Source organism: Streptomonospora mangrovi (genome assembly GCF_027604915.1).
GTDB classification, from domain to species: domain Bacteria; phylum Actinomycetota; class Actinomycetes; order Streptosporangiales; family Streptosporangiaceae; genus Streptomonospora; species Streptomonospora mangrovi.
In genome coordinates this window covers 77,432-98,874 of the sequence record NZ_JAJAQC010000009.1, presented here as the reverse complement: position 1 = coordinate 98,874, position 21,443 = coordinate 77,432, and the positions used below count along the sequence as shown (strand labels likewise).

Here is a 21,443-nt window from a genome sequence, read left to right as displayed (position 1 = left end):
CGCCTAGACCGGCTGGTCGAACCGCGGCCTGCGGGCGAACAGGTCGGTGACGTCCCCCGCCACCTCGAAGGGCGCGCTGCCCCGGCGGAAGACGATCGCGGGCCCCGGGGCGTCGGGCTGCACGGCCGTGCCGCCGACGGTGGCGCCGGAGATCTCCGCCCCCGCGCCGCGCACCCGCAGGTGCACGCCCTCGCGCAGGCCCAGCACGTCCACGTCGTTGGCCTCCAGGAACTCCGTGAGCCGGGTCTCGCGGGTCTCGCCCTGGTGGGTGGAGCGCGGGTCGGCGTCCAGGTAGTGCGGGTTGATCTGGAACGGCAGGAACCCCAGCGCGGCGAACGACTCCGGCTCCACGATCGGCATGTCGTTGGTGGTGCGCAGGGTGGGCGCGGTGATGTTGGTGCCCGCGCTGGCCCCCATGTAGGGCAGCCCGGCCAGCACCCGCTCCCGCAGCCGCGCCATCAGCCCCGTGCGCTGGAGCGCGGCCACCAGGCGGAACGTGTTTCCGCCGCCCACGAACACCGCCTGCGCGTCGTCCAGCACCCGCGCGCCGCCCTCCGCGTCGGCCGGGACGCCGGTCACTCCGATCCCGTGCGCGGCGAACGCCTCGGCCACCCGCGCGGTGTAGGCGCCGTGGTCGCCGCCGGCGAAGGGCACGAACGCCACCCGGTCGCGGCCGTCGAGGAACGCCGCGACCTCCTCCCACGCGTGGTCGAGGTAGCCCCGGCCGTGGTTGGTGGAGTTGGAGAAGAGGAGCAGTTCGGGCATGGCCGTCCTTCTAGGGTGCGGTGGTGCGCGGTGCGGGGCGCACGCCGTGGCCCCGCCTCCAGTTGCGCGTGGGCGGTTCCGGGCGGCGGTTGGACAGCAGCCCGGTCAGCTCGTCGGCGGCGGTGCGCAGCGCCGCCAGGTGGTCCAGCAGGTCGTCGTCGTGGTCGGAGTACTTGTTCTCCACCAGGGACACCGAGCCCACCGGGCGCTTCCCGCCGAACACGGGCACGCCCAGCGCGCGCGAGGCGGCGTCGTACTCGCCCTGGGAGATCGCGTAGCCGCGCTCCACGGCCTCGTCCAGCAGGGCCTCCACCTGCCGCTCCTCATAGGGGGTGAGGTCGGAGAAGCGGGCGGAGGGCCGGCCCGCCAGCAGCGCCCGGCGCTCGGCGGGGTCCAGGAAGGCGAAGTAGGCGCGGGAGGTCGCCCCGGCGTGGGCGGGGTACAGCTCGTCCACGAAGGGGTGCGAGCGGCGCGGCCCCTCGGTGCCGCTGACCGCCGCGATGCAGCGCACGTGCGCGCCGTCGGGCACGCAGAACAGCGCGGTGCGGCCGCTGGCCCGCGCCAGGTCGGCGAGCAGGGGCTCGGCCAGCACCGACAGCCCGCCCGAGCGCTCCCACAGGCCGGCCATGCGCCACATGGCGGGGCCCATGCCGTAGCGGCGGGTGTCGGGGTCGGCGCGCAGGAACCCCTTGCCCGCGAGCGAGGCGAGCAACCGCTGGGCGGTCGACTTCGACAGGCCGAACTCCTCGGCGAGTTCGAGGACGCCCCAGCTCGTGCGGTACTCATCGAAGCTGAGCAGGATGTCGAGCGCCCGGTCGACCGTCTGGAGGGGGCCTGCGGGCCCGGTGGAACCGGTGGACATGGGCTCACCCTACGTGCGTCCGACCGGCCGGACCGCCGTCCGCCCTGGACCGAAATCTGATCTTAACTCCCAGATAGTGGGAAACCTTTGCTCCGGCAGGTGAACGGCGGGCAGCCTGAGGGTGAGGGGACATGACAGTGTCGTCGCCGTCGCCGCATCCCGCACACCCCTGACCAGTGACAACTCCGCCCTTGACGGACGTGAGCCATCCGCGAAGGACCACACATGGAACCGTCGGCCCCCGGTTCGGCCACCGAACCGCAGACTTCCGAGAGCGACCGCCACCCGCGGGCGTTCGAGCCCGTCGTCGTCATCACCACCGTGCTGGTGAGCCTCCTCGGCGCCGTCATCGGGATCCACATGATCACGACGCTCGGCGTGTCGCCCAACACCAGCGTCATCGGCGCGGTCATCGCGATGCTCATCGGGCGCATCGGGTTCCTGGGCATGCGGTCCTTCCGCAACACCAACCGCCAGAACCTCATCCAGTCCTCGATCTCCGGTGCCACCTTCGCCGCCGCGAACTCCCTGCTCACCCCGATCGCGATCCCGTTCCTGTTCGGCCGGCCCGACCTGGTGTGGCCGATGCTGCTGGGCGCCTCCCTTGGCCTGCTGATCGACGTGTGGGTGCTCTACAAGGCGTTCGGCTCGCGGTTCCTGCCCGCCGACGCGGCCTGGCCGCCCGGCGTCGCGGCCGCCGAGACCATCAAGGCCGGCGACCGGGGCGGCCGCCAGGCCGCCATCCTGGTCGGCAGCGGCGTGGTGGGCCTGGGCGCGTCCTTCTTCGGCATGCCGATGTCGGCCGCGGGCATCGCGATGATCGGCAACGTGTGGGCGCTGCTCATGTTCGCCGTGGGTCTGCTGGTCGCCCAGTACTCCCCGGCGGTGACCGGAATCGACCTCAACGCCGTCTACGTGCCCCACGGCGTCATGATCGGCGCGGGCGTGGTCGCCCTCGTGCAGATCGTCATCATCCTCGCCGGCCGGCAGGGCCGCCGCGAGGCCGAGCGCGAGGCGGCCCGCGAGCGCGCCGCCCAGGACGACCCCTCCCTGGCCTACACGGTCGGCCGCGCCACGCTGGGCCGGGCGCTGGGCTCGGGCTACGCCCTGTTCGCGCTGGGCGCCCTGGTGCTGGCGGTCGCCGGCGGGGTGTGGTCGGACATGAGCTGGCTGGGCATCATCGGGTTCGTCCTGTTCGCCGCCGTGGCCGCCCTGGTCCACGAGCTGATCGTGGGCCTGGCCGCCATGCACGCCGGCTGGTTCCCCGCCTTCGCCGTCACCCTCATCTTCCTGATCCTGGGCCTGGCGCTGGGCATCCCGGGGGTGCCGCTGGCGCTGCTGGTGGGCTACTGCGCAGCCACCGGCCCGGCCTTCGCCGACATGGGCTACGACTTCAAGGCCGGCTGGATCCTGCGCCGCGACCGCCGCCCCTACACCGCCTTCGAGCTGGACGGCCGCCGCCAGCAGCTCTTCTCCTCGATGATCGGCTTCGCGGTGGCCATCGGCATGGTCGCGCTGCTGTGGCAGGGCCTGTTCGAGGAGGGCGCGGTGCCGCCCACCTCGATCGTCTACGCCGACACCATCAAGGCCGGCCTGACCGACCCCTCCGTCCTGCTCCAACTGCTGCTGTGGGCGATCCCCGGCGCGATCGTGCAGTTCCTGGGCGGCCCCCGGCGCCAGATGGGCGTCCTGCTGGCCACCGGCCTGCTGGTGGCCACCCCCAACGCCGGGTGGCTGGTGCTGGCCGGCCTGGCGATCCGCCTGGTGTGGCAGCGCCGCCGCGGTGAGAAGGGCGAGCAGGAGATCTCCCTGGTCGGCGCCGGACTCATCGCCGGCGACTCCGTCCACTCCGTCGGCACCATCTTCAGCCGCTAGCCCGGGAGGCACCGTGACACGACTGGGAGTCCTCACCATCGGCCAGGCGCCGCGCCCGGACCTGACCCCCGAACTGACCGCCCTGCTGCCCGAGGCCGTCGTGGTCGAGCGCGGCGTGCTCGACGGCCTCACCCGCGCCGAGATCGAGGCGCGGCCGGTCGCCCCGGGCGACCACGCCCTCACCACCCGCCTCGCCGACGGCGGCTCCGTGGTCCTGGGCGAGTCCCTGGTCATGGCGCGCCTGCCCGGCGTCCTGGCCGAGCTGGAGCGCGAGGTCGACGCGGTGCTGCTGGCCTGCACCGGCGCGTTCCCCGACCTGCCCCACACCCGGCCGCTGTTCGTGCCCGACCGGCTGATCGCCTTCGGCGCCGCCGCCCTGGTCGGCGCGGGCGGGACGGTCGGCGTGGTGTGCCCGCTGCCCGAGCAGCGGGCCGACACCGAGGCCAAGTTCGGCCGCCGGCTGCCCTCCGGCGCCCGGGTGGTCACCGACGTCTGCTCGCCCTACACCGGCACCCCCGACGACCTGGCCGCCGCCGCGCGGCGCCTGGCCGAATCCGGCGCCGACCTGCTGGCCCTGGACTGCATCGGCTACACCGAGGACATGCGCGCCCGCGCGGCCGCCGCCTCGGGCCTGCCGGTGGTGCTGGCCCGCTCGGTCTGCGCGCGGCTGGCCGCCGAGGTCCTGGACTCGCTGAAGGCGGCACGGGAGCGGGGGGCGGCGTGAGGATCGGCGTCATCCGCGTGGTCACCACCGACGACGCGGCCCACCTAGGCGCGCACGGCCGCGTGATCGAGGCCGAACTGGGCGTGACGGCCGTCTCGCGGTGCCTGCCCGACCAGCCCGACGGCGTGCACGACGACACCACCTTCGCGCTCGCCGCCGCCAAGGTCCCCGACCTGGCCGCGCGCATGGAGCGCGAGGACGGGGTCGACGCGGTGCTCATTAGCTGCGCGGCCGATCCCGGGCTGGCCGCGGCCCGCGCGGCGGTGCGGGTGCCCGTGGTCGGCGCCGGGGAGTCGGCCGCGCGCCGCGCCCTGGAGCTGGGATCGCGGGTGGGCGTGCTGGACCTCACCACCCGCACCCCGGAGTCCGTCACCTCCGTGCTCGGTCCGGCCCGCGTGGCCGCGCTCGTGCCCGAAGGGGTGCGCAACACCCACGACCTGCGCGGCGAGGCGGGCCTGGCCGCGTCGGTGCGGGCCGCCGAGCGCCTGGTGGCCATGGGCGCCGACAGCCTGATGTTCGCCTGCACCGGCATGACCACCATCGGCCTGGCCGCGCACCTGGCCGACCGGGTCCCGGTTCCCGTCGTCGACGCCGTCCGCGCCGGGGCACGCGCCGCCGTGCACGCGGCCGGGGGCTGAGCCCCGTGCCCCGGTCCGGCCGCCACCGCCCGCGCGCACCGGCCGCGCGGCACCCGCTTACCGCCGCGACCGCCCCGGCCGGCGGCGGCACCGGCCGCCCGCGCCCGTCCGGGCCGGCGGTCCCCCATCACCACACCTGAGAGGAACCCATGTCCTGGAGCCACGTCATCGAGACCCACGACCTGCTCGACACCCCGGCCGCCGACGGCGCGTCCGTGGCGGAGTACCTGCGCCGCCACGGCGCGGCCGAGGACGAGGTCGTGGTCGAGACCGTCTCGGGTGAGGGCGGGTCCACCGACTTCGTCCGGGTCACGATCGCCGGCACCGGCGGGGCCGCCTCCGGCGGGCCCGCGCCCACCCTGGGGATCCTGGGCCGCCTCGGCGGCCTGGGCGCCCGCCCCGAGCAGATCGGGTTCGTCAGCGACGGCGACGGCGCCCTGACCACCGTGGCCGCCGCCGCCAAGCTCCTGGACATGCGCCGCCGGGGCGACACCCTGCCCGGCGATGTCGTGCTGGCCACCCACATCGACCCCGACGCCCCGACGCAGCCGCACGACCCCGTGCCGTTCATGAGTTCGGCCGTGGACCAGGAGGTCAGCAACCGGCACGAGGTGCTGCCCGCCATGGACGCGATCCTGTCGGTGGACACCACCAAGGGCAACCGGGTCTGCAACCACCACGGCATCGCCATCACCCCGGCGGTGGTGGACGGGTGGATCGTGCGGGTGCCCGAGACCCTGCTGGACGTGGTCTCGCGCACCACCGGCCGCCCGCCGGTGGTGATGCCGCTGACCATGCAGGACATCACGCCCTACGGCAACGGGGTCTACCACGTGAACTCGATCCTCCAGCCGGCGACGGCCACCGCCGCCCCGGTGGTGGGCGTGGCCATCGTGACCGAGACCGCCGTGGCGGGGTCGGCCACCGGCGCCACCGACCTCGCCAGCGTGGAGACCGCCGTCCGGTTCGTCATCGAGACCGCCAAGGACTACGGCCGGGGCATCGCGCACTTCGTGGACGCCGACGAGGTCGCCCGGCTGCGGGAGCTGTACGGCAGCATGTCCCACCTGCGCGGCGCGGGCGAGCCCGCCGCCCGCTGAGCCGGCCGGGCCGGTTTTGCCCGCCGGGTCCGCCCGGCCCGCCGCACCCGCGTGCCGCACCCGCCCGCCCCGACCGCCGGGTGGGCGGGTGCGGCGGCGTGCGCGCCGGGCGCCGGCTCCGGCGGGGACGCCCCCGTGGCGGGGCGCGGCACCGGCCCCGCTACGGTGCCCGCATGTGCGTCTCCATGGCCCCCGCCGACTTCTTCGCCACCACCCTCTACGCCGGCCGGCTGCGGCACCCCCAGCACGGGCTCGTGCACGTCGTCGGCTACCAGAACTCCGCGCGCAACCTGGCCGAGGGCCCCAACGCCATGGTGCTGCACTTCCCGGCGCGGGCGCTGGGCCGGGGCAACTTCGTCCCCGTCGGCGGCGCCGAGCACGTCCTGGCCGACATGGTCCGCGCCCTGCCGCCGCTGCCCGTGAGCCCGGGCGCCGCGATGGACTGGATGGACGCGGGCGGCGCGCCCCCCGTCGAGGTCTTCGACCACGACGTCTACACGGTGCTGGTGGCCGAGGACGCCACCCTCATCCCCGCCGCCCTGGACCGGGTGCCCCCGAAGCGGCGCCCCCGCCTGGACCCCGGACTGCTGCGGTTCTACACCGAGCGCTACCCCGGCCACGTGTTCGCGGTGTGCTGCTTCGACAACGCCGAGCGCCGCCAGGCCAAGCCGCTGCTGGTGTGGTACGCCCCGCACGACCCCGACCTGCTGGCGGCCCCGGCGCTGGACAGCCACACCGGCGGCGCGCCCGACCCCGCCGCCCGGGTCCGCACCGACCACACGGTCCTCTTCGGCACCGATGAGGCCGCGCCCGGCTGGGGGTCGCCCGTCCACTACCGCGACACCCTCGGCCCCGGCCTGGCCCCCTTCCTGCCGCGCGCGGTGGTGGGCGCCCGGTTCCACGGCTGGATGCCCAACGGCGACTTCGCGATCCCCCACGCCGACCTGCTGGCCGGCGACCTGCGCGCGGTCCGCCGGGTCGGACCGCCGGCGTGAGGCGGCCCGACCCGGCGCCAGGTCCGGCTCGGGCCGGGCTCAGGCCCGCCGCAGGTCGCCGCGCAGGACGCGCTGGACCAGGTCGGCGCTGAGGTTGCCGTAGCCGGTGGCCGCCCACACGCTGTCCTCGGCCGGGACCTCGTAGTAGGGCACCCGCTCGCCGTCGTGGCGCACCGGCAGGGCGGTGGGGGCGCGGTGGCCGCGCACGGCCGCCGCGCAGTCGGTGCAGGCGTGCACCTTGATCCGGCGCGTGGTGCCCACCGCCCGCCAGGTGACCGGCCGGGTCGTGGTGGCGTGCAGCGGGTTGAAGAAGCAGTGGCGGCGCGGCGCGGGCGCCTTGCGCCCGCCGTCGTGGGCCGCGGCGGCGGCCAGCAGGTCCTCTCCCAGGTGCAGCAGGACCCGCACGCCCGCGAGGTCGTCGATCCCCCGCGCGCCGTCGAGCACCCGGCCGGCGGCGTCGTGGGCGTCCAGGGCGGCCGCGTGGTCGGCGGAGGCGCGGTCGTCGCCCCCGGCCAGGGTGGTGGCGGCCAGCCGCTCCCCCAGGTCCACCAGCTCCCGCTCGACCTCGGCGCGCAACTCCTGCTGCCGGGCGCGGTCGGCGTTGTCGAAGGCCACCAGCCGGGGCGCCACCGGGGCCCGGCGGCGCCGGACCACCAGCCACGCGCCGCCCGCCGCCAGCAGCAACAGGACCGCGCCGCCGACGGCCGGCCACAGCCAGATGCCGCCCGCACCGGCGCCGCCCGCACCTGAGGCGCCGTGCCCGGGGGCGTCCCAGCCGCCGGTCTCGGCGGCCAGTTCGTCGCTCTCGCGCTCGTAGTCGGCGGTGCCGGTGCCCGCGTCGATGGTCTCCACGGTCCGGGAGAACAGCGCGAACAGGGTGTCGTCGGTGTCGGAGTCCAGGCTCACCGCGCTGGCGGCGTCGGCGGCCTGGTGCTCGGCCTCGGTGCCGTAGTCCACCCCGGTGAGCCAGGTGGAGGAGCCCAACTCCGAGGCGAGGTAGGAGCCGTCCGCGCCGAGCCGGTCGTGCACCGCGCCGATGAGCTGGGTGGCCTCGCCGTTCCACGCGTCCCCCGCCACCAGCGGGACCACGATCACATAGATCGGCTTGCCGGTCGCCTCGATCTGGTCGGCCAGCTCCACCCGCTGCTCCTCGGGCAGCGCGGCCTCCAGCGCCGGATCGACGTAGACGGGCGACTCCTCCAGCCCTTGGGCGATGCGCTCGGCGGGGCTGGGTCCGGCGGGGCTGGGCGCGGCCGCCGCCGGGCCGGCCGCCAGGGCGAACGCGGCGGTGAGGACGGCGGCCAGCGCGGCGCGCAGGAGCGCGGGGCGCGGGCGGGAAAGGTCAGTCGACATCGAGTTCCTTCAGGACGCGCCGGGCGAGGTCGGGGGTGCTGTGGCCGTACGCGACGGACGCCCAGAAGCCGTCGACCACGTCGTGCTCGCGGTACTTTCCGTCCACGGGCACCTGGAGCCTGTGCGACGCCACCGGGCGGCCCAGGTCGGCGCGCGCCCAGCAGCGGGCGCACCAGCGGCCCGTGGTCCCGCTCGCGGCGGCCCGCCGCTTCGCGGCGGCGCGGCGCCGGGCGGCCTCGCGCCGGGCGCGGCCCTTGGGCGCGGCGCCGGGGTTCTTCCCCGAGGGGCGGGCGACCGGCCGCGCCGCCACGGCGGCGCCGTGCAGCGGGTTGACGGCGCAGAACACGGGGCTGCGGGCCGGGGTGTCCAGGGTGAGTTCGGCGCGGGCGGCGCGGGCCATGACGATGGCGCCGACGGTCCAGGTGGCGTCGTGCTCGCCGCGGTCGATGAGCGTCGCGGCGTCGAACGCGGCGACCGCGCGGGCGTGGTTGGGGTGGTCGGCGGGGGTGCGCTCGATCGCCCGGGCCAGGCGGCGCAGCTCGGTGTGCAGCATGCGGGCGAGCCGGCGGGCGCTGGGCGCGGTCGGGGCGGACCGCGCCCGCAGCAGCGGCGGGATGCCGTCCTCGGCGCCCTCGGGTACGGCGGCGCGCACCGCGCGTGCGTGGCGCACGCCGGCGGCGGCGAGCAGCCACCCGCCCAGGAGGAGGAAGCCGAGCAGGGCGCCGAGGATGACACCGGGAACCGCGTCGGTGAAGTAGTCGCCGGTGGTGGGCTCCTCGTCCTCATAGTCGTCGGCCTCGGCGAAGTAGGGCACCGGAGAGGCGGGGGTGCCCTCGGGGGCGGTGCGGATCTGCCGGACCAGGGTGCCGATCTGCTCGGTGAGCAGTTCGTTCTCCGCCGTGGGGAGTTCGCCGTCGGGCATGTCCTCGTACTCCACCCACAGCGCCTCGTACTCGTCCACGGGGACGTCGAAGGCGAGGGCGGTGAGGTCGAAGGGGCCGACGGCACCGGGGCGGGGGTCGGCCATCACGTAGACGCCGGGTTCGCCCAGTTCGTGGTGGAGGGCGTGCAGGAACAGCTCCGCATCCCCGTGGGACTCGTCGTAGTAGGTGGCGGGCACGACCGCCACGAACACGGGGTGCCCGGCGTCGGCGACCAGCGCCTCCACCCGGGCCTCCTCGCCCTCGGCGACGTGGGCGTGGGCCTCGGGGTCGACGTAGACGGGGTCCTCGCGCAACTCCGCGGCCACGCGCTCGGCGCGGCCGGTGTCGTGCACGTAGGGCGGGACGGGCTTGGGGGAGGGCGCGTAGCCGTCGGCGTGCGCGGGCGCGGCGCCGACCGCGGCCACCGACCCGGCGAGGGCGGCGAGGCCGGCGGCGGCGGCGAGGCGGCGGGGTGCGGGCGCGGGGCGTCTCACGAGCGGTCCGCCTTCGGGGTGCGGGCGGCCCGGACGCCGCGGACGACGGGGTAGCCGACGAGGACGGCGACGGCGCCGAGGGCGATCCCGGCGACGAAGCCGATGTTGTTGCGGCCCACCACGCCCTGGGTGTCGAACTCCGCCAGGAACTCCTCCCACGGCGAGGGCCCGGTGTCCTCCTCCGCGCCGGCCGCATTCTCCTCCTCGGCGGCCCCCTGGGTGCGCTCCAGCCGGGCGGTGGCCTCGCCGGAGAGCACGTTGTCCACGGTGCGCTCCACCAGGCGGACCGGCCCGGCATCGAGGTAGCTCGCCTCGACGGCGGCGTCCTCCAGGCCGGGCACCGAGACCCCGTAGGCGGCCGCGGTGAGCTGGAGGGAGACGTCACCGGTCACCGCCAGGTACACGCCGTCCGCGCCAAGGCGGTCGTGGACGGCGGCCAGCATCGGGCGGACGTCGTAGCCCTCGCTGAGCGCGGGGGCCACGATGACGTGCACCGGGACGTCGAGCCGGGCGGTGGCGGCGGAGATCCCCGAACGGGTCTGCTCCACCCCCGGTCCGGCCAGGTGGTCGCTGACGTAGACGGGGTCCTCGGCGAGGCGTTCGGCGTAGAAGGCCGCGGTGCTCTCAGGCGCGGCGGCGGCCGGAGCCGCCGGCAGCACGGCCCACACCGCCGCGATGAGGAGGGCGGCCGGCACGCGCAGTCGGAAACGGGGCACCGCAGAAGCGTACAGAATCCCGCGAACCCACCCCCGACCACAGCCCCCGGAGGAATGAGGCGGCACCGCCGGGGGCGCACCACGCGACGTCACCCCTCCCCGCCTTCAGGCGTTCCAAGGCCGACCCCGGCCACACTCCCCCCGCGGAAACGGCACCGCACCGCCCAGGTCCGCCGCGCGGGGGCGCCCCGCCATGTGGGAGTACTGCCGCCCGCTGCCGCCTGCGCGGGGGCGCGTCGCGCGGCGACACCCCTCCCCGCCTCGGGCGTTTGCCGGACCGGGCGGGGGTTCACGGCGTATCGTTGGCGGTCGTCCCCGTGGGTACGTGGTGGTGGCGGCCGCCGCCTCCCCGCACCCCACCGCCCGCCCGCGCGAAGGACGGCCCATGGCACACCGGCCCGCGTTCCGACTCGTCCCTGCGGCCGAGGGCGTGCACCTGGTGCGCGGCCCCGCCGTCAACTGGACGCTGATCGCCGAGGGCGGCGCCCTCACCCTGGTCGACGGCGGCTACCCCGCCTACGCCGACACCGTCGAGGAGTCGATCCGCGCGCTCGGCCGCCGCCCGGGGGACGTGGCCGGGGTGCTCATCACCCACGGGCACGTGGACCACATCGGCTCCCTGGCGCGCTTCGCCGAGCGCCACGGCGTGCCGGTCTTCGCCGGCGCGGCCGAGGTCCCCCACGTCCGGCGGGAGTTCCTCCAGCAGGCCACCCCCGGCACGGTCCTGCGCAACGCCTGGCGGCCGCGCGTGCCGCCCTGGGCGCTGCACCTGGTCGCCGCCGGCGCCCTGCGGGACTGCCGGGTGGCGGGGGTGCGCCCGCTGCCGACCGAGGGGCCGCTGGACCTCCCGGGCCGCCCCGTGCCCGTGCCGACGCCCGGCCACACCACGGGCCACCTCTGCTATCACCTGCCCGAGCGCGGCGCCCTGGTCACCGGCGACGCCCTGGTGACGGGGCACCCGCTCACCGGGTTCACCGGACCCCAGATCCTGCCGTCGATGTTCCACCACGACCGGGCGGCGGCCCTGGCCGCCCTGGAGGCGCTGGCGACCACGACCGCCGAGGTCCTTTTGCCCGGCCACGGCCCGCTGTGGCGCGGCGGCCCCGCCGACGCCGTGGCACGCGCCCGGGAGGCGGCCGCCCGCGTGTGGTGACCGCGCGCGGCGGCGCCGGTGTCAGCGGACCCAGGCGCCGTGGTGGATGCCGCCCGAGCACCAGAAGTCCGGGCCGAAGGCGGGGGAGGTCGGCAGCACCGTGCCGCCGCCCGCCTCGCACTCCTCGGGGGTGACGATGCGCTGCGCGGCCGCCGGGGCGGTCGAGCCGGCCAGGACCGCGAGGGTCAGGGCGGCCACGACCAGCAGCGGGCGCGGGCGGAGGGGGGACATGGCAGCCTCCTGGTCACACAGCGGAACCGGTCACCACGGTATGTGACCGCCCTCCGTCCGGCGGAAACCCCCGCGCCACGACCGGGTGGCCCGGTCCCCGCCCCCCGCACCGCGCGGGGACCGCGCCCATCCGCCTCCCGGCGCGCCCGGGGCGGACGGCCTCAGGCGCGCAGTTGCAGCCGGCGGCGCAGCAGGCCGCCGACCACCGGGTTGGACGCGGCGCGCAGCGGCAGGTCGCGCAGCCACAGGCGGACGGGGTCCTTGGGCGCGTACAGGCCCTTGACCTGGCGGCCCAGCCGCTGCTTGCGCTCGGCCTCCGGGCGCATCCGCGCCTCCCAGGCCGCCAGCGCCGCCGGCACGTCGTCGCCGTGCTCCTCCAGCGCCGCGCCCAGGGCGTCGGCGCCGCCCACGGCCAGGGCCGAGCCGTACCCGGCGAACAGGGTGACGCACCAGGCGGCGTCGCCCAGCAGCACCACGCGGCCCCGGCTCCAGCGGTCGACCACCATCTGGCTGACGGTGTCGAAGTAGACGTCGGCCGCCCGCCCCAACTGCTCCAGCACCTGGGGCGCCACCCACGCCATGTCGCCGCAGGCGCGCGGGATGGCCGCGTGCGGGCCGGCGGCGAGTTCGGCGTCGGGGTCGGCGGTGCGGTAGCCGAAGAAGGCCGCCGCGCCGTTGGCGCCCAGGTCGATGACGGCCAGGGTGCGGCCGGTGTCGGTCATCGATGCGGTGGTGCCCGGCGCCACTCCGTCGGGCAGCCGGTCCAGCATGAACACCCCGGCCATGTGGTCCAGGTCACGGCGGAAGCGCGCCTCCGGACCGAACACCCGCGCCCGGGTGGTGGAGTGCAGCCCGTCCGCGGCCACCAGGAGGTCGGCGGCGGCCTCGGTGCCGTCGCTGAGGCGGGCGCGGACGCGGTCGCCGTCCTGGTCGACGCCCGTGACGGTGGTGCCGTAGGTGATCTCGGCGTGGTCGCGCACCGCCTGGAACAGGACGTCCTCGATGTCGCCGCGCAGCAGGTTGAGGTTGCGCGGCCCGGCCAGCGCCCGCACCGTTTCGCCGGGCACGGTGAACGAGGTGGTGCCGTCGCGCCGGACGTAGACCATGGTGTCGGGGGTGATGTGCCGTTCGGCGAGCGCGGGCAGGATCCCCATGCGCTCGGCCGCGTCGTAGCCGATCCCGGCGAAGGAGACGGCGTAGCCGCCCCCGCGCCGCCGGGGCGCGCGCTCGATCACGCGCACCTTCCAGCCGGCCTGGTGCAGGCGCAGGGCGGCGGCCAGTCCGGCGATCCCGGAGCCGGCGACGAGGGCGTTCCTTGTGGTGGTCATGGCGGTTCAGTCCTTCCGAGGGGTCAGGCCGGCCGCGACGACGTCGATCAGCAGGTCCTGGATGTGGGGCAGCAGGGCGGGGTCGGCGAGCCGGTCGGCGTGGATCGGCAGCATGAGCACCGCCTGGAGCACGCCGACGAGCACGGCGGGGTCGGCGTCGGCCACCGCGCCCTCGGCCCGCTTGCGGGCGAGGAAGTCGTGGAGGGCCACGGCCGGGTTGTCGGGGGATGCGGTCAGGGCGGCCGTGTCGGCGGAGTCGAGGCGGCGGGCCACGGCGGCCATCTCCTCGGGGTGGGTCATCAGCCGGCGGTAGAGGGGGTCGGCGGCGAGCCGGTCCAGGATCGCCCGCAGGAAGCGGCGGAGCCCTTCGCGGACGTCGTCGGCGCTCAGCAGCGCGCCGTCGATGACGTCCTCCTTCACCTCTGCCATCTGGCGCAGCATCAGGTGCAGGTAGAGGGCCTCCTTGGCGGCGAAGAACTGGTAGAAGCTGCTCTTGGCGATCCCGGTGCCCGCCACCAGCTCCTCCAGCGAGGTCTTGCGCAGGCCCTGGGTGGTGAACAGCCGCCGCCCGTTCTCGACCAGCAGCTCGGTGATGCGGGCCTTCTCCTGAGCCGTGAACCTGGGCGGCACGGCGCCACCTTCCCTCCGAAGATCTGCGGCCTGAACGGGTCAGACGGTTTCAGTCCGGCGCGGCGAGGCGAGGACGCGCTCCGCGACTGCGACCATGAAAACACTTTGAACATTTGTTTTCAAATTCGCCGGACAACCCCGTGCTCCACGGGGTCGCCCGCGCGTCAGCGCGCCACGCGGAACCCGGTGTTGCCGCTGGAACTGTCGGGGGTGTTGCCCATCCGCGCCGAGGTGCGGTAGCGGAAGCAGTAGGACTCGTGGCACAGGTGCGAGCCGCCGCGCAGCACCCGGGACTGCCCGTAGCGCGGCCCGGCGGGGTCCCGGCGCGGGCCCGCGCGGTGGAAGCGCGGGTTGAACCAGTCGGCGCACCACTCCCACACGTTGCCGGTCATGTTGTACAGCCCGTAGCCGTTGGGCGGGAACGCGTCCACCGGGCAGGTGCCCGCGTAGCCGTCGGCGGCGGTGTCGCGGTCGGGGAACGACCCCTGCCAGACGTTCATGCGGTGCTCGCCGCCCGGCTCGCGCTCATCGCCCCAGGGGTAGGGCTTGCCCACCAGGCCGCCGCGCGCGGCGTACTCCCACTCGGCCTCCGTGGGCAGCCGCACCCCGGCCCACCGGCAGTAGGCGAGCGCGTCGTCGTGGGAGACGTGCACGACCGGGTGGTCCCAGCGCCCGCGCAGCCCGGAGCCGGGCCCCTCGGGGTGGCGCCAGTCGCCGCCGTGCACCTGGCGCCACCACGGCGCGCCGGCCGCGCCCCGGGTGGGCGGGAACCGGCGCGGCAGGAAGCCCGCGAAGACGAACGTCCAGCCGTGGCGCTCGGCGTCGGTGGTGTAGCCCGTGGCGTCGGCGAACGCGGCGAACTCGGTGTTGGTGACCGCCGTGGCGGCGATCTCGAACGGGCTCAGGGTCACCTCGCGGACCGGCCCTTCGCCGTCGGCGGGGTAGGGGCCGGTGTCGCACCCCATGAGGAACGCGCCGCCCGCCAGTGCCCGCCAGCCGCCGTGCGGCTCGGGCACCGACGCCGCCGCCTCGATCCGACGCGGCGCCGCCTCCGCCGGCGCCGCACCCCGGCCCGGCGCGCAGCACGCGTGCGCGGACTCCCCAGAGGAGGCGCTGTCGCCCACGGCCGGCTCCTTCCACCCGGACGGCCCCTGCACCGGCCGCCGCCGAGCCCTCATTCTCCCCTCCGCGCACGGGTCGGGGGCGCGGGGCCGGCCCGTTCAGGCGAGGAACTCCGCGACCAGCGCCCCGGCCTCGGCCCGGTGCTCCTCGAAGTAGGCGTGCCGGGCGCCGGGGAACAGGTGCGCGCGGGCGTCGGGGATGCGGTCGGCCAGCAGGGCGAGGTTGTCCGGCGGGGTGAGGCGGTCCTGGTCGCCGTGCAGGACCAGGGCGGGGGCGGCGATGTGAGGCAGGGCGTCCCAGGCGTCGTGGCCGTTGCTGGCCGCCAGGTGGCCGCGCCGGGCGTGCGGGGGCATGCCGGGGTCGCCGAGGGTGGTGTAGGGGCCGGGGTGGGCGGCGCGCCAGGCCGGGGTGTACATGAGGTCGGCCAGCACCTCCCGCGCCGTGGCGGGGTCGGGCTGGGCCAGGGCGCGGCGCACCGAGGCGTCGCGCTCCACGGCGTGCGGCCCGCCCGGTGAGGTGCAGCCCAGGACCAGCCGGCGGACCCGACCCGGGTGCCGGGCGGCGACCCACTGCGCGACCCGGCCGCCCATCGAGGTCCCGTAGACGTCGGCGCGCTCGACGCCGAGGTGGTCCAGGACCGCCACGACGTCGTCGGCGAACACGCGCGTGGAGTAGGGGCCGTCCGGCGCGCCGCTGCCGCCCGTGCCCCGGTAGTCCAGCGTGATGGTGGCGCGGGTGCGGTGGAAGTCCGCGCGCACGCGGTCCCACCAGTGGTGGTTGTTGGCCTGCCCGGCGAGCAGCACGAGCGGGGGGCCCTCCCCCGCGCGCTGGTAGGCCAGCGCCGTGCCGTCGGCGGCGCGGGCGGTGCCGTGGACGCGGTGGTCGGTGTCGGTCATGGCGGGGTCCCGGCTCGTGGGTGGGGCCGGGCGCGGCGCCGCGCGCCCGGTCAGCGGTGCCGCACCAGCTTAGGCGGGGACGGGCGCGGGGCCGGTCCCGGTCGCCCGCCTCAGGCGGCTTTGAGGTCGGCCGGGGTGGCGGCGGGAACGCTGAGCACGGCGTCGAACGCGTCGAGCACGGGCGTGCGCAGGTAAGTGCTCTGCATGCGGATGCGGTCGGGCTCCTCCGGATGCCCGGCCCCGTCCTCCCCGGCGCGCGCCCGGCGCAGGTCGGCGACGCCGAATTCCAGGCCGGCGGCGGCGAAGGCGGCCTCGACGCTGCTCGGCTCGGGCGGGCCCAGCGGGGTGTCCTCGACGGTGAAGCCGAACCGGGCGCCCTCGTCGCGGCGCATCTCGGCGGTGTGCCCGGTGACGCTGGTCAGGCCCAGGGCGAGGTAGTCCGCGCCCAGGGCACCGCGCAGGTAGTGCCCCATGGGGAACCCGGTGAGCCGGCCGTCGAAGGAGACCGGGGTGGTGAGGATGTGGGCGTTGTGCGCCATCAGCACCACACGGGTGCCGGGTCCGCCGCGTTCCAGGTGCCACAGCAGCGACCCGGCCATGTAGGCGTCCCGCGCGGAGGTGTCGGCGGTCAACCCCGTCCCGGCGAAGAGGCCGGCCATGGCGCGGAAGGTGTAGTCGGCGTGGCAGGCGCCCTCAAGGCAGCGCAGGGCGGTGGCGTAGGCGTCGCGGCCGCCGCGCTCGGTGTAGAGCGGTTCCACGGCGCGGAACCGGATGAGCAGGCGCGCCAGGGCCGCGCTGAGGGCGTCCTGCTCGGCGGGCGCCAGCCGCGCCCACGCGGGCGCGGCCGCGGCCGCGGAGTCGCCGGCGAACGACGCGGCGATACGCGTCGCCTCCTCAACGGCCGGAAGGGCCTCGGGGTCGACCCGCCGCAGGTAGTCGGCGACCGGGGCCAGGGCGGGCAGCAGGGAGCCGCCGGCGGCCGGGATGTCGACGCCGGCGAAACCCACGGGCCGCGCGGCCGCGCGGTTGTGGCGGCGGATGCGGCGCAGCGGCTCCTCGACGCCCACGGGGATCGTCCCGGCGAGCCGGGCCGCGAGCGCCTCCTCGCCCCCCTCGCCCCGTGCCCAGGCGTCCAGGGCCAGTCCCTCGCTGAAGCCGAACTCGAAGGCCAGGAGGGTGAATCCGCAGCGCTCGACCAGGAACCGCAGGAGGCGGGAGCGCAGGTGCGCGAACTCGGTGATGAAGTGGGAGTGCTCGCCGACCGCGACGACGCGGGCCTCCCCGATGACGGCGCGCAGCGGCTCCAGGTCGTCCAGCGGCGCGTCGGGATCCAGGTGGGTGAGGGGAAAGGCGTGGGCGCGCAGCCGGTCGGCGAACGGCGCGGGGGCGGACGGGGAAGGCATGGGGCTCGTTTCTGCGTGGTCGGTGCGGGGAGGTGAGGTGAGGGACCTACCGGGCGCCGGGGGCCGCGCGTTCCAGGTCCTCGACGCTGCCGGACATGATCGTGCGGACGTGCTCGGTGATGTGCGGGAGCGGCCAGTCCCACCAGGCCAGGTCCAGCAGCCGGGCGATGTCGGCGTCGGCGTGGCGGCGGCGGATGAGCCGGGCGGGGTTTCCGCCGACGACGCCGTAGTCGGGGACGTCCTCGACCACCACCGAGCCCGCGGCGACGATCGCGCCGTGGCCGATGCGCACCCCGGGCATCACCATGGCCCGGTAGCCGATCCAGACGTCGTGGCCGACCACGGTGTCGCCCCGCCCGGGCAGGCCGGTGATCAGGTCGAAGTGGTCGGCCCAGGAGCCGCCCATGATCGGGAACGGGAAGGTGGAGGGGCCGTCCATGCGGTGGTTGGCGCCGTTCATGATGAACCGCACGCCCTCCCCCAGGGCGCAGAACCGGCCGATGACCAGCTTCTCCGGGCCGTAGTGGTAGAGCACGTTGCGGGTCTCGAAGGCGGTGGGGTCGTCGGGGTCGTCGTAGTAGGTGAACTCCCCGACCTCGATCAGCGGGGAGGTGACCAGCGGCTTCAGCAGCACCAGGCGCGGCTGGCCGGGCATCGGGCGCAGCGCGGTGGGGTCGGCGGGGACGGGCGGCATGGCGGAGGGGCCTTCCTGGAGCGGGCACCGGGCGGGCCTGCGGGCGCCGCCGGGGCGGTGGGTGCGGCCGGTCGGTCGCAGGGGAACACGGGCACGGTGTTAATGCGACATGTGATGTATTAAGATGGTGCCACACGCCCGTCCCCGAGAGCAACCGGATGACCAGCCATGACCTCCGCAGCCCCCGATTCCGAGGAACCCGGGTCACCGCCGCCCCGGCGCCGCCCCGGCGGCCGCACCGCCCGCGTCCGCGCCCAGGTGCTCGAAGCCGTCCGCGCCGAACTGGGCGAGCACGGCTACGACGGCCTCACCGTGGACTCCGTGGCCGCCCGCGCCGGCGTGCACCGCGCCACCGTGTACCGCCGCTGGGGCGACGTCGGCGGCCTGCTCGCCGACGTCCTCGACGCCGCCGGCGACGACGACTGGCGGCCGCCCGACACCGCCTCCCTCGAAGACGACCTCACCGCGCTGAACCAGGAGATCCAGGACGCCATGTCCGCCCGGCCGCCGGTCATGGCGGCGCTGATCGCCGCCTCGTTCCGCTCCGAGCAGGCCGCCGAGGCCCAGCGGCGGCTGTGGGAGGACCGCTACACCCGCTGCGAGGTCGTGGTCGAGCGGGCCGTGGCCCGGGGCGAACTCCCGCCGCGCACCGACGCCCGGCAACTGCTCATCGCCGCCACCGCGCCGCTGTACCACCACCTGGTCCTGCTGCGCACGCCGCCCGACCCCCACCTGCCCCGCCACGCCGCCCGGACCGCCGCCCTGGCCGCCGCCGCCGGCGCCTTCACCGGGCCTCCCCCGCCCGGCCCCGGCGGCCCCGCCTGAGGCCGCCGCCCGGGCCGCCCGTTCCGGCGCCGCGCGGAGGGGCCGCGGCCCCGGTCGCGACCCCGTCTCGGCGCCCGACACGGCGCGCGCCGCCGGGTGCGCCGCCGATGTCGCACCCGGGGGCTAGGCTGCCCCCAACCGGCCGCCGGACGCGGTCGGCCCAGGTAGCGAACCCAAAAGGGGGACATCCGTGAGCAAGGTCGTGTGCGACGTCGCGGTCTCGGTCGACGGCTACGTCGCCGGCCCCAACCAGTCCCGCGAGAACCCCCTCGGCGAGGGAGCCGGCGAGGACCTCCACGCCTGGATGTTCCAGACCCCCGACGAGAACCGGGCCGAGGTCGACGCCATCACCTCGGCGGGCGCCTACGTGATGGGCCGCAACATGTTCGGCCCCGTCCGGGGCGACTGGGACGAGGACTGGCGCGGCTGGTGGGGCGAGGAACCCCCCTACCACGCGCCGGTGTTCGTGCTCACCCACTATCCGCGCGATCCCGTCGAGATGCGCGGGGGCACCACCTTCACCTTCGTGACCGAGGGCGCCGAGGCCGCACTGGAGCGCGCCCGGGCGGTCGCCGGCGACCGCCCGGTGGCGGTCTGCGGCGGGGCGGCCACCATCAACCAGTACCTGGCCGCCGGCCTGCTCGACGAACTCCGCCTGCACATCGCCCCGGTCGTGCTCGGCGCCGGCGAACGCCTGTTCGCGGGCCTGTCGGGGGTCGCCCTGGAGCAGGTCTCCGGGCGCTCGGCGTCGCTGGTCACCCACATCACCTACCGCCCCCGGCGCTGACCCGCGCGGCGGCCCCGCCCGAGCGCCGGGAGCCCGCGCCGTGACCGCCCCGGGTGCCGCCCGCAGCGGGTTCGCGCGGTTCGTCGGCACCGGGCCGCCCCGCACCGCGTGGAGCTGCCGGTCGCCTGGGACGAGGGGTAGGCGCCGATGCGACCGCGGATCGACCGCGAGCGCTGCGTCGGCGCCGGTGTGTGCGTCCTGCGCGACCCCGACACGTTCGACCAGGACCCTGATGACGGCCGCGTGGTCCTCCTCGACCCCGAGCCGCCGCCGCACCGCCACGCCTCGGTCCGGGAGGCCGCCCGGACCTGCCCCTCCGGCGCGCTCGCCCTGGGCTGAGGCGGACCCGGGTCACCGCGCGGCCGGCCCCGGACCGCGCGCGGCGGCGGCCGCGGCGGCGTCCAGGGCCGCCACCACGGCCTGGTACCGCTCGTGGGCGGCGGAGGTGGTGCGGTCGATGACGACCGCGCCCATCTTGCCGAAGCCCGGCAGCGCGCCGAGCATGTGGAAGACCGCGCCCGCGCCCGCCCGCTCGTCGTAGAGCAGACCGCCGCGGCGGGCGGCCGCCAGAACCGCCTCGGGGGTCAGGCCGCGGTAGGCCTCGCTCTCCAGGCGGTCGGTGGCCAGGTAGCACAGGGGGCGCCCGTCGGGGGCGCGGAAGCCCCCGGTCTCCTCGTCCAGGCGGGCGTCGGCGACTCCTTCGAGGAACATGCGCGGCGCGGTGCCCCCGCCCATGCGCAGGTTGATCTCGGCCGCCAGGAGCCGCGGGACGCCGTCCGCCCGGGCGGACACGAAGTCGACGCTGGCGATGCCGACCACGCCCTTGCCGGCCAGCGCCCGCCCGGTGCGCAGGGCCAGGTCGTGCACGTCGCGGCGGTAGTCCGGGTGCGCGGGCGCGGTGCACCCGGCGTAGGTCTGGTGGCCGGCGCCGACGAAGAACTGGTCCTGGGTGGACAGCACCCGGGCCTCGCCCGTGGGCGACACGCTCACCTGCGCCGAGGGGGACCTGCTGTCGGCGCCCTCGACGAACTCCTCCACCACACCGCCCATCTCGGCGAACTTGGCGCTGTAGCGCTCCCAGTCCTCGGGCGGCGTGGCGAAGGTGACGCGCCGGGGCAGGGCCGCGCGGACCCACGCCTCGACACCGCCGGCGGTCGGCGCCCCCCGGAAGTCGAACAGCGCGTTGCCGCCCGCGCCGAAGCCGTCGTTGACCTTGATCATGGCGCGTTCCGGGGCGGGCGCGCGGGCGCGCAGCGCGGCCAGCGCCGTGACCAGGTCGTCCTCGTCGCGCAGGTGCCCGAAGCCGGCCGGGAAGGGCACGCCCGCCTCGGCGAACACCTCCCGCGCCCCGCTCTTGGAGCCCAGGTGCGCCAGGTCCGGCCGGCACGCGAACAGCGGCACGCCCAGCCGCAGGGCGAGGTCCCGCTCGTGGGGCGAGCCGTTGAAGGCGAGAATGCAGGCGTCCCGGGGGTCCCCGACGGCCCGCCGCAGCCGCTCCACCACGTCGGGGCGGGCGAGGATCTTCTGGGTGAGCGGCCGGGGGCTCGCGTCGGCGCAGTCGACCAGGGTGAGCCGGGGGCGGGCGTGCCGGGCGGGCAGGGACCGCACCAGGCCCAGGGCGTAGTCGACGGCGACCGGCGGGACCGGCGTGCTGGTGGCGTACACGATGCGGCGGTCGGGCACGCGCAGCAGGTGGAGGAAGGCCAGCAGCCGCTCCTCGTAGTGCAGGATGCCGGGGATCTTGGCCATGCCCGCCGGGTCCAGGCTGAAGCTGGGCAGCACCAGGACGGTCCGGGGGCGCGGGGAGCCGTCGAGCGGGGACACCAGGCGCCGTTGCAGCGCGGTGAACGCGGCCTGGTGGTTTTGACCGGTCTGCGGTGTCACGAGTCCAGGCCCTCCTGAAGGTGTACCCGAACGTCAGCCTTCCCC

22 protein-coding genes are annotated in these 21,443 nt (G+C 76.3%); 9 read left to right on the top strand and 13 right to left on the bottom strand.

From position 1 onward, the window contains the following. Positions 1-3: 3 nt before the first annotated feature. Together pepE and LG943_RS07655 are read right to left on the bottom strand one after the other, a co-directional pair. Positions 4-765: a dipeptidase PepE gene (pepE, locus tag LG943_RS07660; protein ID WP_270071502.1), complete on the bottom strand. Its 762-nt coding sequence runs from the start codon at positions 763-765 to the stop codon at positions 4-6. A gap of 10 nt (positions 766-775) precedes the next feature. After that, entirely contained in the window at positions 776-1,627 is an 852-nt protein-coding gene (locus LG943_RS07655; protein WP_270071501.1) for an IclR family transcriptional regulator, read from the bottom strand. Between the two features lie 225 nt (positions 1,628-1,852). On the opposite strand from LG943_RS07655, the gene LG943_RS07650 reads away from it, so the two are divergent. From LG943_RS07650 to LG943_RS07630, 5 genes are all read left to right on the top strand, one after another. Beyond that, the gene (locus LG943_RS07650; RefSeq protein ID WP_270071500.1) at positions 1,853-3,502 is read left to right on the top strand and encodes an OPT/YSL family transporter; all 1,650 of its coding nucleotides are present in this window, start codon (positions 1,853-1,855) and stop codon (positions 3,500-3,502) included. A 13-nt stretch (positions 3,503-3,515) separates the two neighbouring features. After that, the gene (locus tag LG943_RS07645) at positions 3,516-4,226 is read left to right on the top strand and encodes an AroM family protein (protein ID WP_270071499.1); all 711 of its coding nucleotides are present in this window, start codon (positions 3,516-3,518) and stop codon (positions 4,224-4,226) included. After that, positions 4,223-4,864, top strand: coding sequence for an aspartate/glutamate racemase family protein (locus LG943_RS07640; RefSeq protein WP_270071498.1), 642 nt, complete (start codon positions 4,223-4,225; stop codon positions 4,862-4,864). Before LG943_RS07645 ends, LG943_RS07640 begins: the two co-directional genes overlap by 4 nt. Positions 4,865-5,013: 149 nt before the next feature. Next, positions 5,014-5,964, top strand: coding sequence for a DUF1177 domain-containing protein (locus tag LG943_RS07635; protein ID WP_270071497.1), 951 nt, complete (start codon positions 5,014-5,016; stop codon positions 5,962-5,964). A 173-nt stretch (positions 5,965-6,137) separates the two neighbouring features. Then, positions 6,138-6,959: a hypothetical protein gene (locus LG943_RS07630; protein WP_270071496.1), complete on the top strand. Its 822-nt coding sequence runs from the start codon at positions 6,138-6,140 to the stop codon at positions 6,957-6,959. A 39-nt stretch (positions 6,960-6,998) separates the two neighbouring features. Here the strand turns inward: LG943_RS07630 and LG943_RS07625 are convergent, their stop codons facing one another. Genes LG943_RS07625 through LG943_RS07615 form a run of 3 tightly spaced genes read right to left on the bottom strand, consistent with a single transcriptional unit; the run spans position 6,999 to position 10,445 of the window. Further along, on the bottom strand, positions 6,999-8,312 hold the full coding sequence (locus LG943_RS07625) for a hypothetical protein (RefSeq protein ID WP_270071495.1): 1,314 nt from the start codon (positions 8,310-8,312) through the stop codon (positions 6,999-7,001). Next, positions 8,302-9,729 (bottom strand): hypothetical protein, encoded by a 1,428-nt coding sequence (locus LG943_RS07620; RefSeq protein WP_270071494.1) that lies wholly within the window; start codon positions 9,727-9,729, stop codon positions 8,302-8,304. The genes LG943_RS07625 and LG943_RS07620 overlap by 11 nt, the downstream gene beginning before the upstream one ends. Continuing rightward, complete coding sequence (locus LG943_RS07615; protein WP_270071493.1) at positions 9,726-10,445, bottom strand: hypothetical protein; 720 nt, start codon at positions 10,443-10,445, stop codon at positions 9,726-9,728. The genes LG943_RS07620 and LG943_RS07615 overlap by 4 nt, the downstream gene beginning before the upstream one ends. A 385-nt stretch (positions 10,446-10,830) precedes the next feature. Between LG943_RS07615 and LG943_RS07610 the strand changes: the two genes are divergently transcribed. Then, the gene (locus LG943_RS07610; protein WP_270071492.1) at positions 10,831-11,598 is read left to right on the top strand and encodes an MBL fold metallo-hydrolase; all 768 of its coding nucleotides are present in this window, start codon (positions 10,831-10,833) and stop codon (positions 11,596-11,598) included. Between the two features lie 21 nt (positions 11,599-11,619). On the opposite strand, the gene LG943_RS07605 is transcribed toward LG943_RS07610, so the two are convergent. The 7 genes from LG943_RS07605 to LG943_RS07575 all read right to left on the bottom strand — a co-directional run bounded on the left by LG943_RS07605 (position 11,620) and on the right by LG943_RS07575 (position 17,902). After that, positions 11,620-11,829 carry a hypothetical protein gene (locus tag LG943_RS07605; RefSeq protein ID WP_270071491.1) on the bottom strand — a complete coding sequence of 70 codons (210 nt, stop codon included), beginning with the start codon at positions 11,827-11,829 and terminating at the stop codon, positions 11,620-11,622. Between the two features lie 161 nt (positions 11,830-11,990). Then, on the bottom strand, positions 11,991-13,157 hold the full coding sequence (locus tag LG943_RS07600) for an FAD-dependent monooxygenase (protein WP_270071490.1): 1,167 nt from the start codon (positions 13,155-13,157) through the stop codon (positions 11,991-11,993). A gap of 6 nt (positions 13,158-13,163) precedes the next feature. Next, complete coding sequence (locus LG943_RS07595; RefSeq protein WP_270071489.1) at positions 13,164-13,787, bottom strand: TetR/AcrR family transcriptional regulator; 624 nt, start codon at positions 13,785-13,787, stop codon at positions 13,164-13,166. A 164-nt stretch (positions 13,788-13,951) separates the two neighbouring features. Beyond that, complete coding sequence (locus LG943_RS07590) at positions 13,952-14,911, bottom strand: formylglycine-generating enzyme family protein (RefSeq protein ID WP_333486334.1); 960 nt, start codon at positions 14,909-14,911, stop codon at positions 13,952-13,954. A 96-nt stretch (positions 14,912-15,007) separates the two neighbouring features. Beyond that, complete coding sequence (locus LG943_RS07585; protein ID WP_270071488.1) at positions 15,008-15,805, bottom strand: alpha/beta fold hydrolase; 798 nt, start codon at positions 15,803-15,805, stop codon at positions 15,008-15,010. 110 nt (positions 15,806-15,915) lie between these two features. Next, positions 15,916-17,208, bottom strand: coding sequence for an erythromycin esterase family protein (locus LG943_RS07580; protein WP_270071487.1), 1,293 nt, complete (start codon positions 17,206-17,208; stop codon positions 15,916-15,918). A 46-nt stretch (positions 17,209-17,254) separates the two neighbouring features. Further along, positions 17,255-17,902: a CatB-related O-acetyltransferase gene (locus LG943_RS07575; RefSeq protein WP_270071486.1), complete on the bottom strand. Its 648-nt coding sequence runs from the start codon at positions 17,900-17,902 to the stop codon at positions 17,255-17,257. Between the two features lie 168 nt (positions 17,903-18,070). Here LG943_RS07575 and LG943_RS07570 point away from each other — a divergent pair, with 168 nt between their 5' ends. The 3 genes from LG943_RS07570 to LG943_RS07560 all read left to right on the top strand — a co-directional run bounded on the left by LG943_RS07570 (position 18,071) and on the right by LG943_RS07560 (position 19,853). Beyond that, complete coding sequence (locus tag LG943_RS07570) at positions 18,071-18,727, top strand: TetR/AcrR family transcriptional regulator (RefSeq protein ID WP_270071485.1); 657 nt, start codon at positions 18,071-18,073, stop codon at positions 18,725-18,727. A gap of 190 nt (positions 18,728-18,917) precedes the next feature. Beyond that, positions 18,918-19,514, top strand: coding sequence for a dihydrofolate reductase family protein (locus tag LG943_RS07565; RefSeq protein ID WP_270071484.1), 597 nt, complete (start codon positions 18,918-18,920; stop codon positions 19,512-19,514). 147 nt (positions 19,515-19,661) lie between these two features. After that, entirely contained in the window at positions 19,662-19,853 is a 192-nt protein-coding gene (locus LG943_RS07560) for a ferredoxin (protein ID WP_270071483.1), read from the top strand. Between the two features lie 12 nt (positions 19,854-19,865). On the opposite strand, the gene LG943_RS07555 is transcribed toward LG943_RS07560, so the two are convergent. After that, positions 19,866-21,398, bottom strand: coding sequence for a peptide ligase PGM1-related protein (locus LG943_RS07555; RefSeq protein WP_270071482.1), 1,533 nt, complete (start codon positions 21,396-21,398; stop codon positions 19,866-19,868). Positions 21,399-21,443: the final 45 nt, after the last annotated feature.